13 protein-coding genes are annotated in these 13,027 nt (G+C 71.9%); 10 read left to right on the forward strand and 3 right to left on the reverse strand.

Features of this window, described 5'->3' with window-relative positions; all coding sequences use genetic code 11:
* Window positions 1-86 precede the first annotated feature (86 nt).
* The 3 genes from EG812_RS01885 to EG812_RS01895 are packed head-to-tail and all read left to right on the forward strand — an operon-like array spanning window position 87 to window position 2,391.
* Window positions 87-1,295, forward strand: coding sequence for an NAD(P)/FAD-dependent oxidoreductase (locus tag EG812_RS01885; RefSeq protein WP_126710552.1), 1,209 nt, complete (start codon window positions 87-89; stop codon window positions 1,293-1,295).
* 9 nt (window positions 1,296-1,304) lie between these two features.
* Window positions 1,305-1,832, forward strand: coding sequence for a hypothetical protein (locus tag EG812_RS01890; RefSeq protein ID WP_126710553.1), 528 nt, complete (start codon window positions 1,305-1,307; stop codon window positions 1,830-1,832).
* 43 nt (window positions 1,833-1,875) lie between these two features.
* Window positions 1,876-2,391 (forward strand): dihydrofolate reductase family protein, encoded by a 516-nt coding sequence (locus EG812_RS01895; RefSeq protein ID WP_013734859.1) that lies wholly within the window; start codon window positions 1,876-1,878, stop codon window positions 2,389-2,391.
* 132 nt (window positions 2,392-2,523) lie between these two features.
* On the opposite strand, the gene EG812_RS01905 is transcribed toward EG812_RS01895, so the two are convergent.
* Window positions 2,524-3,066 carry a hypothetical protein gene (locus tag EG812_RS01905; protein WP_013734858.1) on the reverse strand — a complete coding sequence of 181 codons (543 nt, stop codon included), beginning with the start codon at window positions 3,064-3,066 and terminating at the stop codon, window positions 2,524-2,526.
* Window positions 3,067-3,136: 70 nt separating this feature from the next.
* Here EG812_RS01905 and EG812_RS01910 point away from each other — a divergent pair, with 70 nt between their 5' ends.
* The 6 genes from EG812_RS01910 (at window position 3,137) to EG812_RS01935 (ending at window position 9,523) form a co-directional block, all read left to right on the forward strand.
* Window positions 3,137-4,060 carry a LysR family transcriptional regulator gene (locus tag EG812_RS01910; RefSeq protein ID WP_126710555.1) on the forward strand — a complete coding sequence of 308 codons (924 nt, stop codon included), beginning with the start codon at window positions 3,137-3,139 and terminating at the stop codon, window positions 4,058-4,060.
* Window positions 4,057-4,596 (forward strand): RNA 2'-phosphotransferase, encoded by a 540-nt coding sequence (locus EG812_RS01915; protein WP_013734856.1) that lies wholly within the window; start codon window positions 4,057-4,059, stop codon window positions 4,594-4,596. The genes EG812_RS01910 and EG812_RS01915 overlap by 4 nt, the downstream gene beginning before the upstream one ends.
* A 328-nt stretch (window positions 4,597-4,924) precedes the next feature.
* Window positions 4,925-6,256 carry a CE1 family esterase gene (locus EG812_RS01920; protein ID WP_043725194.1) on the forward strand — a complete coding sequence of 444 codons (1,332 nt, stop codon included), beginning with the start codon at window positions 4,925-4,927 and terminating at the stop codon, window positions 6,254-6,256.
* A gap of 201 nt (window positions 6,257-6,457) precedes the next feature.
* Complete coding sequence (locus tag EG812_RS01925) at window positions 6,458-7,267, forward strand: TrmH family RNA methyltransferase (RefSeq protein WP_043721406.1); 810 nt, start codon at window positions 6,458-6,460, stop codon at window positions 7,265-7,267.
* A gap of 50 nt (window positions 7,268-7,317) precedes the next feature.
* On the forward strand, window positions 7,318-9,096 hold the full coding sequence (locus EG812_RS01930; protein ID WP_126710556.1) for a PucR family transcriptional regulator: 1,779 nt from the start codon (window positions 7,318-7,320) through the stop codon (window positions 9,094-9,096).
* A 40-nt stretch (window positions 9,097-9,136) separates the two neighbouring features.
* The gene (locus EG812_RS01935) at window positions 9,137-9,523 is read left to right on the forward strand and encodes a winged helix-turn-helix transcriptional regulator (RefSeq protein ID WP_043725190.1); all 387 of its coding nucleotides are present in this window, start codon (window positions 9,137-9,139) and stop codon (window positions 9,521-9,523) included.
* 63 nt (window positions 9,524-9,586) lie between these two features.
* Here the strand turns inward: EG812_RS01935 and EG812_RS01940 are convergent, their stop codons facing one another.
* Together EG812_RS01940 and EG812_RS01945 are read right to left on the reverse strand one after the other, a co-directional pair.
* Window positions 9,587-9,994, reverse strand: a complete 408-nt coding sequence (locus EG812_RS01940) for a RidA family protein (RefSeq protein WP_013734850.1) — start codon at window positions 9,992-9,994, stop codon at window positions 9,587-9,589.
* Between the two features lie 150 nt (window positions 9,995-10,144).
* On the reverse strand, window positions 10,145-11,500 hold the full coding sequence (locus EG812_RS01945; RefSeq protein WP_126710557.1) for a MurL-like N-terminal domain-containing: 1,356 nt from the start codon (window positions 11,498-11,500) through the stop codon (window positions 10,145-10,147).
* An 89-nt stretch (window positions 11,501-11,589) separates the two neighbouring features.
* Between EG812_RS01945 and murD the strand changes: the two genes are divergently transcribed.
* A complete protein-coding gene (gene murD, locus EG812_RS01950) occupies window positions 11,590-12,939 on the forward strand; it encodes a UDP-N-acetylmuramoyl-L-alanine--D-glutamate ligase (protein WP_126710558.1) in 1,350 nt (449 codons plus the stop codon).
* Window positions 12,940-13,027 lie beyond the last annotated feature (88 nt).

A 13,027-nucleotide genomic window follows, 5' to 3' on the forward strand; every position in this document is an offset into this window, starting at 1 on the left:
TCGCGGCGCTGCCCGGTTCAGGAAGCGTACGCCGCCGACCGGCCCGTTCCGTTCGACGGCACCGCACGCAGACAGGGAGTGGAAGCATGACGCATCGCATCGTCGTCCTCGGTGCCGGCTACGCCGGGGCGACCGTCGCCGGTCGCCTCGCCCGGCGACTGCACCCCGACCAGACCGAGATCACCGTCGTCGACGCGTCCGCCGACTTCGTCGAGCGGGTCCGCCTGCACGAGTACGCCGCCGGGTCGGAGCTCAAGCGTCGTCCGCTGCGCGACGTCTACGCGGGCACCGGCGTGCGGGTCCGACTGGCGCGGGTCACCGGCGTCGACGTCGAGGCCAGGACCGTCACGCTGACCGGTGCCGACAAGATCGACTATGACACGCTGGTGTACGCCCTCGGCAGCGCCTCCGCCGACCACGGTGTCCCCGGCGTCGCCGAGCACGCGTACGACGTCGGCAGCGCCCGGTCCGCGCTGCGGTTGCGCGAACGCCTGACCGACCTCGGCGCGGGCGGCACCGTCCTGGTCGTCGGTGGGGGACTCACCGGCCTCGAAGCGGCCACCGAGATCGCCGAGGCCCGACCCGACCTCGCCGTCGCGATCGCCACCCGGGGCGGTCTCGGTGACTGGCTCGACGCGCGGGCCGGCCGGTACCTGCGGGAGGTGTGCGACCGGCTCGGCATCACCGTCCACGAGCGCACCGACGTCAGCCGCGTCGAGGCGAACGGCGTCGTCACCGGCACCGGCGAGGTCATCGCGGCCGAGGTGACCGTCTGGTCCGCCGGCTTCGCCGTATCGTCGCTCGCCACCACGACGGCCTTGCAGGTCGCACCGACCGGGCAGATCGTCGTGGACGCCACGATGCGCTCGGTGTCGCACCCCGACGTGTACGCGGTCGGCGACGCCGCTCTCGCCGGGGGCCCGGGCGGCAAGCCGTTGCGAATGTCCTGCGCCACCGGAATCCCGACGGGCTGGCAGGCGGCCGACGCCATCGTCGCCCGTCTGACCGGGCGACCGGTCCGCAGGATCCCGATCCGCTACTTCAACCAGTGCATCAGCCTCGGCCGGCGCGACGGCATCATCCAGACGGTGACCGCCGACGACCGGGCCAAGGCGACACACCTGCGGGGCAGGCTGGCGGCCCGCTACAAGGAACTCGTCTGCCGGGGCGCCGCCTGGGCCGTGTTCCACCCGACGCTGCTGGTGCCCTTCCGCCGTCGCCGCATCATCAGCCCGGCGGCCACCGCGCAGCGCCACGCGCGTTCGGTGAGCTCCGATGTCGGGGGTGCCCACTAGAGTCCCGGTATGGCCGATGGTGAGCTGCCGGAGCACGCGCGGCGCCGGCAGCTGATCCGCCGGTACGTCGACCGGAAGGTGGTCTGGCGAGCCCGGATCTACGCCGCGGTGTTCGTGGTGACGCTTGGCGTCACCCTCGTCGACGCGGTGGTCGCCGGCGGCTGGACGTGGCTCCGGGCCCTGGTCGGGATCGTTGCCGGCGTCGTCGTCGGCGTCGCGGCGAGCCGGATGTCGCGACTGCGGTGGGACGGCTTCGAGCAGCGGGTGGTCGGCAGGATCGACGCGATCGGCGTCGTCGTGCTGGTCTGCTATCTCACGTTCAGCTTCCTGCGGGCCCGCATCGTCGGCCTGTGGGTGCCGGCCTCGCAGGTGGCGGCGACGAGCATGGGCCTGCTGAGCGGAGCGATGCTCGGGCAGATCCTCGGCATCCGCCGAGGGCTGCGCCTGCTGGGCCGCCGCCTGCTCGCCCAGCCCACCGAGACGACGGCGACCGGGTCGCCGGCCGATGGAGATCATGACCGTGACCACACGCGATGAGGCGGGCTGAATGGCACCTTTGCGATATTCCATAAACATCACGGTGGATGGCTGCTGCGATCACCTCGCGGTCTCACCGGACGAGGACCTGCATCGGCACCACATCGAGAACCTCGCCCGGGCCGATGCGCTCCTCTTCGGCCGGGTGTTGTACGAAATGATGGAGGAGGCGTGGCGGCCGTCCGCGTCGGCGGTGTCGAGACCCGACTGGATGGAACCCTTCGCCCGGACGATCGACGCGGCGAAGAAGTACGTCGTGTCGAGCACCCTGGAGCAGGTCGACTGGAACGCCGAACTGGTGCAGGGCGATCTGGGTAAGGCCGTCGAGCAGATCAAGCGCGAGTCGCGCACCGGCGTGTTCGTCTCCGGTGTGCAGCTTCCGCTGGCGTTGGCCGAGCTGGGCTTGATCGACGAGTACGAGTTCGTGGTGCATCCCCGGATAGCGGGTCGTGGACCGCGACTGTTCGAGGGCCTGGCGAAGCACGTCGACTTGAAGCTCGAAAGCCGCTTCGAGTTGGCCTCCGGCGCCTCGGTGATGCGGTACGTGCCAACCAGTTGACAGCGTCAGCGATCGCCGCCCACGACGACAGCGACCCGGCCAGGCATCCGTGCCCGGCCGGGCCGATGTACGAGGCGATGCGCGACCTCTACCACCTCAACCCGCACGACGGCCCGGACCCGAGGACGCTGTTCAACCGGTTCCTCGCCTGGGGGCCGCCTCGCAGGCGGGGGTCAGAAGCGAGTCGATGACCAGGCGTTCGACGTCGGCCCAGGTGGGCGTGGGGTGACCGTAGTCGGGGACCGGGCGGCGCTGAGGGCCGAAGAAGTACTGGTGGGTGACGGCACCCCGGATCGCGGCGTGTACCTCGGGATGGTCGTCGACGAAGTGGGTGAGCGCCAGGTCGAGGCAGTGTTGCCGCTTGTCGGCGCGGGCCCGGCAGAACCGTACCTGTGCGGGGTCGACGCCGCTGCGTCGGTGAAAGTCGTGGGCGGCGAGCCAGCGCAGGGTGCGGGCCTGCACCCGCGGGCCGCACTTGGAGACCAGCCAGACCCGGCCGCCGAAGCGGGGGACCAGGCGGGCGATGGTCTCCACCGCACCGGGTACCTCGGGGGTGGCCAGCATGGTCGCCTCGTCGCCGCTGAAGAAGGCGGTGTCGTCGCCGCTCGGGTGGGCGGAGCCGTCGATGATGACCCGGCCGATGTCGATGCCGAGTCGGGGAATGTCCTCGTTCACGTCACCCAGCATCGGGTCGGATGAGCGTACACAGAACTATTGTTTTGTCGGTGATCTATAGTGCTGGGTTATGACCGGGCGGGAGTTGCTGGAGGCCGACGCGCTCCGCTGTTTCGCGGTCTTCGCCGAGCACCGCAACTTCACCGCCGCCGCGGCGGCACTGCACATCAGCCAGCCCGCTCTGCACGTGAAGATCCGTAAGCTGGCGGCGGCCCTCGACGTCGACCTGTACCAGCGCGACGGGCGGCGACTGACCCTGACCGTCGCGGGTGAACGCCTCGCCGCGTACGCGCTGGACTCGCGGCGGCGGACCGACGAGTTCCTCCGGGAACTGCACCACGAGTCGACGCCCACGCTGACCATCGCGGCCGGTCGGGGCGCGCTGCGCTGGGTGGTCGGCGAGGCGATCCGGCAGGTCGGTCGGCAGGGCCGCCGGGTTCACGTGATCACCGCTGACCGCGATGCCGCACTCGCGGCCCTGCACGCAGGTCAGGCCGACCTGGCGGTCATCGCCCACGACCCGCCGACCCGCCAGGTCGAGGCGGTCCAGATCGCCGCGTACCGGCAGGTGCTCGTGCTCGGCGAGCGGCATCCGCTCGCCGAGCGTCGGCAGGTCCGGCTGCGCGACCTCGACGGCCTCGACCTGGTGGTACCCCCGGCCAATCGACCGCACCGGCGGGCACTGGACCGGGCGCTGCTCGACGCGGGCGTACGGTGGCAGGCTGCCGCCGAGGTCGACGGCTGGGACCTGCTGGTGCACCTGGCCGGGCTGGGTGTCGGGGCCACCGTGGTCAACGGCTGCGTGGGGCTGCCCGACGGTCTGCGTGCCGTGCCGATCGACGGCCTGCCGAAGATCCGCTACTGGGCCACCTGGCGGCAACCGCGAGCCCAGCTGGTCCGCGACTTCCTCAGCCAGTTCCCGCCGCCCGACAGCACCGGCCGGGCCGGGGTGTCCCCGCCCGTCGAGCCCGACCGGGCCGGTACGCCCCGATGACCGACCGGCTCACCTCGACCAGCAAGTTCCTGTCGTACGTGCTGCGGCATCGGCCGGATGCGGTCGGGGTCACCCTCGACGAGGCGGGCTGGGTGCCGGTGGACGTGCTGCTCGCCGCGTTGGCCCGGCACGGTCGACCGGTCACTCCGGCGTTGCTCGACCAGTTGGTCGGCAACACCGACAAGCAGCGGTTCGAGGTCCGCGAGGGCCGGATCCGGGCCGCCCAGGGCCACACCATCGCGGTCGACCTGCAACTGGCACCGGCGGTGCCGCCGACGGTGCTCTACCACGGCACGGTGGCCCGGTTCCTGCCCGGCATCCGCGTCGAGGGGCTGACGTCGGGTGAGCGTACCCATGTGCATCTGTCGTCCGACCTGGACACCGCCGCGCGGGTCGGTGCCCGGCGTGGCAAGCCGGTCGTGCTGCGTATCGACGCCGCCGGGATGCACGTCGCGGGCCTCGTCCTCTACCGGGCCGCCAACGGCGTCTGGCTCACCCGGCACGTGCCGCCGCGGTTCATCACCCTGCCGAGCTGACTCGGTGCTGACGGGCCGCAAGCAAGACATCCACAAGTCTTGATATGTTATCGCTCACACGATACGGTCCGAGCGGGAGCCGGGCACACGCTTGACGCGCCCTGAGCCGGTCCGGGATTCCGGCGAGTGGGCGAGACCGCGACGCCGACCGACGGGCGACGCGGATCCCGACCGGGTGCCGCCGAATCTCTTCACGGCCGCCCCGGGGTCCGCGGTGGGCACGTCCGTGCCGGACGGGTACGCGGAGCAGGGCGAGCTCATCGACCACCACCAACGGTGCAGCGGCACCTTCCGCGCGTCCGGTGCGACGCGGAGACGGAGCAACATGATGGTGAGACCCAGATCGATCTTCGGGCCCGCCGCGATCGCGGCGATGCTCGTGCTGAGCGTGGGCGGGGTGGCGTTGGCCACCGGCCCCACCGCGACGGCGTCGACCACCGACGTCGGCACCTTGGCGGCGACCGCGGGCTGCGGCCGCGCGCCGGGGCTCAACAGCGGTACGCACACGATCCAGAGCAACGGCAAGAGCCGCAGCTACATCCTGCGGATCCCGGCCAACTACAACAACAACCACCCGTACCGGCTGGTGCTCGGCTTCCACTGGCGCGGCGGCTCGGCCGTCGACGTGGACACCGGGCAGACGGTGCAGCGGGACACCTGGTCGTACTACGGGCTGCGGCAACTGGCCAACAACAGCACCATCTTCGTTGCGCCGCAGGGCCTCAACGCCGGCTGGGCCAACTCCGGCGGCGAGGACGTCACCTTCGTCGACGACCTGCTCCGGCAGGTGGAGGCGAACCTCTGCGTGGAGACCACGCAGCGCTTCGCGCTCGGCTTCAGCTGGGGCGGCGGGATGAGCTACGCGCTGGCCTGCGCCCGACCCAACGTGTTCCGCGCGGTCGCGGTGTACGCCGGTGGCCTGATCAGCGGATGCAGTGGCGGCAACGGTCGGATCGCCTACTTCGGGGCGCACGGCATCCGGGACAACGTCCTCGGCATCTCCGGTGGACGGTCGCTGCGCGACCGGTTCGTCAACAACAACGGGTGCACCCCGCAGAACCCGCCGGAGCCGTCCCAGGGCAGCCTGACCCACCGCACCACCACGTACTCCGGCTGCGCGGCGGGCTACCCGGTGGTGTGGGCCGCCTTCGACGAGGGGCACATCGCCGCACCGCAGGACGGCGCGCCCGGTGACAGCGGCTCCCGGACCTGGCTGCCGGCGGAGACCTGGCGGTTCTTCACCCAGTTCGGCAGCAGCACCCCGCCGCCGACGGACCCGACCACCCCGCCGCCGACGGACCCGACCACTCCGCCGCCCGGCCCGACGACCCCGCCGCCGGGCGGTGCCTGCCGCGTCGCGGTGACGGTCAACGCCTGGAACAACGGCCTGACCCAGGACCTCACCATCACCAACACCGGTGGCAGCGCGATCAACGGCTGGTCGCTGGTGTTCACCCTGCCCGGCGGGCAGAACATCACCGGTGGCTGGAACGCCAGCTACTCGCCCACCTCCGGGCAGGTGACCGCCCGCAACGTGTCGTACAACGGCAGCATCGCCCCGGGTGCCTCGGTCGGCATCGGCTTCCAGGCCACCCACACCGGCAACTCGGCGAGACCGTCGTCGTACACGCTCAACGGCGCCACCTGCACCATCGCCTGACCCCTGACCGACGGTCCCCGGCCCCGCCACCAGCGCGGCCGGGGACCGCACCGCGCTGGGACCGGCGTGCCGAGCAACAACGCCGAAGTTGCGGGGTGCGGGCCGGGTCGATACCGCAACATCGCCGTACCTGACGACGTCCGGGGCGCACCGGTCCGGGGCCGGGCCGGCGAGCCAGACGCGAGGCGGCAGAATTGCCGGGTGCCTGTGGAGCTGATCACCGAGCCGGACGACGAGCGGATCGCCGACTATCGCGCGCTCACCGACGTGGAGTTGCGCACCCGGTGGGAGCCCCCGCACGGGCTGTTCATCGCCGAAGGGGAGCTGGTGCTGCGCCGGGCGCTGCGGGCCGGCTACCCGGCCCGGTCGTACCTGGTCGACGCCAAACGGGTCGACCAGCTCGCCGACCTGGACACCGGCGACGCCCCGGTGTACGCCGCCACCCCCGACGTGTTGCAGGAGGCCACCGGCTTCCACGTGCACCGGGGGGTGCTCGCCTCGTTCCGCCGCAAGCCGCTGCCCAGCGCCGCCGAGGTGCTGGCCACGGCCCGTCGGACGGTCATCCTCGAAGACGTCAACAACCACACCAACCTGGGGGCGATCTTCCGGGCCGTCGCCGCGCTCGGGGTGGACGCGGTGCTGCTCTCGCCGTCCTGCGCCGACCCGCTCTACCGGCGCAGCGTACGGGTCAGCATGGGCGAGGTGTTCGCCGTGCCGTACGCGAAACTGGATCCCTGGCCGACGGCGTTGGCGCAGGTACGCGACGCCGGCTTCACCGTGCTGGCGATGACCCCGGCCCCCGACGCGGTACCCATCCAGCGGCTGACGCCCGCCCAGCGGGCCCGGGCCGCGCTGCTGCTCGGTGCCGAGGGCGCCGGGCTGACCCAGGCGGCGATGGCCGCCAGTGACGTGCGGGTGGTGATCCCGATGCGGCGCGGTGTCGACTCGCTCAACGTCGCCGCGGCCACCGCCGTGGCCTGCTGGGAACTGGGGCGCGACGACCCGCTCTGAGCTGACCTGCGGTTACCGGCAGCGGAATCACGGACGGTAACGTGTCGCGGGTGTTCCCCACCGTCCGTCAGGTCCTGGCGCTTGACCCGGTCCGTCGTGGCGCCCCGCGTCTGGTCGCCGGAGAGGCGGGACTGGACCGGCCGGTGCGGTGGGTGCACGTGGCCGAGGTACCCGACATCGCCACCCTGCTCGGTGGTGGCGAACTGGTGCTCACCACCGGCATCGGGTTGCCGGCCGACGACGCCGGGCTGCGGGCGTTCATCGCCGACCTGGCCGGTGTCGGCGTCTCCGGACTGGTGGTCGAACTCGGTCGCCGCTACCTCACCGGGGTACCGAAGGTGATGGCCGCCGCTGCCGGGCGGCACGGCCTGCCGCTGGTGGAGCTGCGCCGGGCCACCCCGTTCGTACGGATCACCGAGGCGGTGCACGCCCTGATCGTGGACGCCCAGCTCACCGAGTTGCGGGCGACCGAGGAGATCCACCAGCGGTTCACCGAACTGTCGGTGGAGGGCGCCGAACCGGACGAGGTGATCCGGCAGGCCGCCGAGCTGTCCGGCTGCCCGGTGGTGCTGGAGAACCTGTCCCGTCAGGTGCTCGCCTACGACCCGGCGCGGGACAACGCCGCACTGCTGCTCGACGGGTGGGAGCAGCACTCGCGTCGGATCCGGCCCGCCGGGCGTACGGCGTACGACCCGGACAGCGGCTGGCTGGTCACCATGGTCGGGGCCCGGGGCGAGGACTGGGGTCGGCTGCTGCTGCGCTGGCCGGGCGGCGTCGACCTCAGCCCGGGCGGCACCGACCCGAGCGGACCGGGCGACGGCGAGTCGAACGACGCGGACGACGTGGTGGGTGGCCTCGCCGTGCCGCCGACCCGGCTGACCATCCTGGTGGAGCGGGCCGCGTCGACCCTGGCGCTGGGGCGGCTGATCCGCCGCGACGCCGAAGGGTGGGAACGGCAGATCCACCGCACCCTGCTCACCGCGCTGCTGGACCGCACCCGGCCGGTCGACGAGGTGGCCCTGCGGGCGCGGGCGCTGGGGCTGACGCTGGACCGCCGACACCTGGTCGGGGTGGTGGTGCGGCATCGCGGTGAGGACCCGGCAGACAACGGCCCGGCCGCTGACCCGGGTGGTGATCCTGGCCTGGCCGGCGCCGAACCCGGGGCGACCCGCCTGCGAGACCTGGCCGAGACGGTAGGTCAGGCGCTGCGCGAGGCGAAGCTGACCGGGCTGACCAGCGCGGTCGACGACCAGGCGGTCGGGGTGCTGCTGGCGCTCGCCGACGCGGCGGGGGAGGAGCGGGCCCTGACGGCGTTCGCGGCCGCGCTGCGCCGTACCCGCCCCGACAGCCGCCCGCCCGACCCGGCGTCGCGCCGCCCCGGCGGCCTGATCATCGCCGCCGGTTCGGGGGTGGGCAGCCTGCGGGAGGCGGGACGGTCGCTGATCGAGGCCCGGCAGGTCGCCGAGGCGGCCCGGCGGGACCGGCGGGACCTGCCGATCTTCCGGCTGCCGCACGTCGGGCTCGCCGGGCTGCTGCACCTGCTGCGCGACGAGCCGCGACTGCAGACGTTCGTCGAGCGCGAGCTGGGGGCTTTGCTGGCGTACGACGCCCGGCATCCGCGCGAGCAGCTGCTCGGCACCCTGCGCGCGTACCTGGAACAGGGCCGGAACAAGTCGGCGGCGGCCTCGGCGGCGCACCTGTCCCGACCCGCCTTCTACGAACGGCTGGCCCGCATCGGTCGGATCCTCGACGTCGACCTGGACTCGGTCGACGCCTGCCTCTCCCTGCACGTCGCCCTGCTCGCCCTGGACGCCATCCGCACCCCCTGACTCTCTTGCGGTTACTGGAGAACCGATGGAGAGTTACGAGGTGGGAACCAGAGCCGAGATCAGCGAGCTGCCCCCGGAGGCCGACCTGGCCCGGGCCGACTCGCTGGCCCGCGAGATCTTCTCCGACGTGGCGAACAAGTGGGCGTTCCTGATCATCGAGTTCCTCGGGCAGCGCACCATGCGCTTCAGCGAACTGCGGGACGTCATCGGCGGCATCAGTCACAAGATGCTCACCCAGAACCTGCGCATGCTGGAACGCAACGGCCTGGTCGAGCGGCAGGTGTACCCGACCGTGCCGCCCCGCGTCGAGTACACCCTGACCGAGGCCGGTCAGGCGCTGCGCGGGGTGGTCGACGGCGTGTGCGCCTGGACCCAGCGCCACCTGGGTCACATCGAGGCGTCCCGCCGCCGGTTCGACGCCGACTGACGGTCCCGGCCGCCACGCGCGATCAGCGGTCCCGGCCCACCGCCGGGCCGGGACCGCTACCGGTCAATCGAGCACGGCGGTCGCCTCGACTTCCACCAGATGCTCCGGTACGTCCAGGGCCGCGACCCCGAACAGCGAGGCCGGTGCGGCCGGCGTGTCGCCCAGCTTGGCCGCCGCCCGGGCGATGCCGTCCAGCAGTACGGGCATCTGCTCCGGCGTCCAGTCGACGACGTGCACGGTCAACTTCACCACGTCGGCGAAGCTGGCCCCGACCCCGGCAAGTGCGGTGGCGACGTTGAGGTAGCACTGCTCGACCTGCGCGGCGAGATCCCCCTCGCCGACCGTACGGCCCTCGGCGTCCCAGGCGACCTGCCCGGCGACGTGGACGATCCTCGACCCGGTCGCCACCGACACCTGCCGGTACACGTCGATCTCCGGCAGCCCGCTGGGGTTCACAAGTGTCACGGCCATGACGAAGCGCCTCCTCTAGCTCTCCAATGGTTACTCAGGAACCGTAAGAGAGTGCCGTCGACCTGGGAAGAAGGCACTTTTCCGAAACCAGGGCACCTTTCGGTGACCGCGCGGCACCCACCGCCCCCTCGTGTGGCGCTCACGGCCTCTTCATGCGGTGAGCGAGTTCAGGGCCTTGGCGTAGGTGGGCGGCACGTAGAAGGGGCTGCCGCTCGGGGTGAAGGTGTCGGAGATGGCGGCGGTCTCCCAGGCGGTGTCCGGCAGGGCGGCGACCAGGGCGGTCACCACCGGGGTGTCCCGCCACTCGGGCTGCTGGGCGAGCAGGCTCAGCGCGACCACCGACTCCTCCACCTCGCCGACACACTCGAACGGCTTGTGCCCGTCGATGCCGAGCAGTTCCCGGTAGCCGGGGATCTGAGTGGCATCGGCGAGCAGGTCACCGCCGAATATGTGGGTGATCCGCTCGCGGGACATGAACGGCGCCAGCGCCAGGAAGACGAACCGGCACTTGGGGCAGTCGCGGCACCAGCGTTCACTCGCGTCGCGCAGCTTGAAGGCGGCGTTGCAACTGGTCACCACATCGTCGTACCGGTCGATGGTGGCGAACAGTCGGGCGATGTGCAGCTCCGACAACGGACGCAGCAGGGAGAAGTACGGCTCGGTCAACCCGGCGTGCTCGGCCAGGGCGGCCCGCAGCAGCCCCTCGGCCGCCACCCCCTTGGACCACTGGTGGTTGATCTCGTGACCGTTCCAGATCAGGTTCGGGTCGGACGCCGAGCGCTCGTTGGACATCACCACCGGACCCAGCCCGTGCAACACCGCCGTGGCGACCGCAATCAGCGAGTTGATCGCAGTGACCGGAATGTGCCCGTTACGGGCCCCGGCCGCGTTCAACTCGAACAGCACCGGATCGAGGCGTCGCCGCGCCGCCAGCGCGGTGAGCCCGGAGGCGGCGTTCACCGCCTTGATCACATGGTTCGGGTTGACCGAGAAGGGCACCGGGTCGAGACCGGCGCGGCGCAACGCCTCCAGGCTGACGATCGAGTCCTTGCCGCCACCCACCGCAGACAGCGGCCGCCGGTCGGAGTTGTCGTACTCGGCGGCGGGGCGTACCCGGCCCTGCGGGATCTGCGGCGTCAACTCCAGCACGTACGGCAACTGGTTGCGGTAGGCGTACTCGGCCAGGCCCTTGGTGTAGACGGCGGTGACGAATTCGGCGGCGGCCGGGCCGAGCGGCGCCGGCAACACGAGTTGCCCCGGCGCGGCGGCCTTGTAGTAGCTGACCCCGGCCACCACGTGCAGCAGCTCCAGGACCCGGCCGAGGGCCGCCACGGCCGCGTCCGACGGTGACTGCTCGGGCACCGGCAACGTGATCACTTCGGTGAACCGCTGCTCGCCGTCCGGGCCGGTCAGCGCGTAGTCGAACAGCGCCTCGCCGGTGGAGAGGTCGATCGAGTAGGACGGGAAGGTGAAGGAGTCCATCCGCGCCAGCTGCGTGTTGGGCACACGCCATACTAGGCCCTGGTTCGTCCGGCCGTGCCCGGCTCCGCCGGACCGCGTACGTGCCCTGTCGTCGTCGCCCCCGAGGAGAAGTTGTGCGCCTGTCTGACCTGCGCGGACGTACCGTCGCCGTCTGGGGGGCCGGCCGGGAGGGCCGGGCCGCGGTGATCGCGATCGCCGCCCACGGGCCGGCGGACCTGGTCGCCGTGGACGACAGCGCGAACTTCCTCACGCTGCCCTGGGAGGGGCCGCTGGCCGAGGCCGCCCCGCTGATCACCGGCGAGGAGGGCTTCGCGCGGCTGGCCGCCGCCGACGTGGTGGTCCGCTCGCCGGGCGTGCCGCAGACCCACCCGTGGCTGGTGGAGCTGCGTCGCCGGGGCGTCACGATCACCCAGGGCACCGCGTTGTGGATGGCCGACCACGGTGACCGCACCGTCGGGGTGACCGGCAGCAAGGGCAAGAGCACCACGTCCAGCCTGATCCACCACCTGCTGACGGCGATGGACCGGCCCAACGTCTTCGGCGGCAACATCGGCGTACCGACGCTGGACCTGCCGGAGGCGGAGCTGTACGTGCTGGAGCTGTCCAGCTACCAGTGCAGCGACCTGACCGACTCGCCCCGGGTGGCGGTGGTGACCGCGTTGTTCCCCGAGCACCTCGACGCGCACGGCGGCGAACGGGAGTACTACCGCGACAAGCTCAACCTGATCGCGTACGGGCCGCGCACGGTGGTGGTCAACGGCGCCGACCCCCGGCTGGCGTTCGAGCTGGGCGACCGGGCGGCGATCCGCGCCGGCACGGCGGACTCGGTGAACGTGGCCGGCGGGCCGGACGGCACCCCCTGGTTCCACCTGGTCGACCGGCCGCTGTTCCCCCGGGCGGTGCTGCCGCTGGTCGGCCGGCACAACGAGGGCAACCTCTGCGTCGCCCTGGCGGTGCTCGACGCGCTCGGTGTGGACATCGTCGGCCGCAAGGACGCCCTGGCCGTGGCGGTGGCCGAGTTCCAGGGGCTGGCCCATCGGCTGACCGAGATCGTCGACCCGTCCGGCCTGACCTTCGTCGACGACACCCTGGCCACCAGCCCGTACGCGGCCATCCACGCCATCGACGCGTACGAGGGACGGCCGTTGACCGTGATCGTCGGCGGCAACGACCGAGGTGTCGACTACACCCCGCTGCGGGAGCACCTGGCGGAGCGGGAGTTGACCGTGATCGGCATCCCCGACAGCGGCCCGCGCATCATCGAGGCGCTCGCCGGCCTGCCGAAGGTGCGTACCGACCTGGTGGACGACCTCGCCGCCGCCGTCCAGTTGGCCCGCCAGGTCACGCCGGTCGGCGGTGTCGTCCTACTCTCCCCGGCCGCTCCCAGCTACGGCCGCTTCCGCAACTTCGAACACCGCTCGGAGGTCTTCGCCGAAGCCGTCCGGGCCACCGCCCCGAGGTAGTCCATCTCCGCCGGCTTCCGGCTCGATCGACCTGCCCGATTCGGGCGGGTCGATGAGTGTTGTATTGGTGAACATCCCTTGAAGATGG

Origin of the sequence: Verrucosispora sp. FIM060022, from assembly GCF_003977705.1 — a bacterium.
Taxonomy (GTDB): domain Bacteria; phylum Actinomycetota; class Actinomycetes; order Mycobacteriales; family Micromonosporaceae; genus Micromonospora; species Micromonospora gifhornensis.

What these genes read in the sequence shown, in the direction of transcription:
- EG812_RS01885 (WP_126710552.1), top strand. Translation starts at nt 87, where the DNA reads ATGACGCATCGCATCGTCGTCCTCGGTGCCGGCTACGCCGGGGCGACC.
- EG812_RS01890 (WP_126710553.1), top strand. Translation starts at nt 1,305, where the DNA reads ATGGCCGATGGTGAGCTGCCGGAGCACGCGCGGCGCCGGCAGCTGATC.
- EG812_RS01910 (WP_126710555.1), top strand. Translation starts at nt 3,137, where the DNA reads ATGACCGGGCGGGAGTTGCTGGAGGCCGACGCGCTCCGCTGTTTCGCG.
- EG812_RS01915 (WP_013734856.1), top strand. Translation starts at nt 4,057, where the DNA reads ATGACCGACCGGCTCACCTCGACCAGCAAGTTCCTGTCGTACGTGCTG.
- EG812_RS01920 (WP_043725194.1), top strand. Translation starts at nt 4,925, where the DNA reads ATGGTGAGACCCAGATCGATCTTCGGGCCCGCCGCGATCGCGGCGATG.
- EG812_RS01940 (WP_013734850.1), bottom strand. Translation starts at nt 9,994, where the DNA reads ATGGCCGTGACACTTGTGAACCCCAGCGGGCTGCCGGAGATCGACGTG.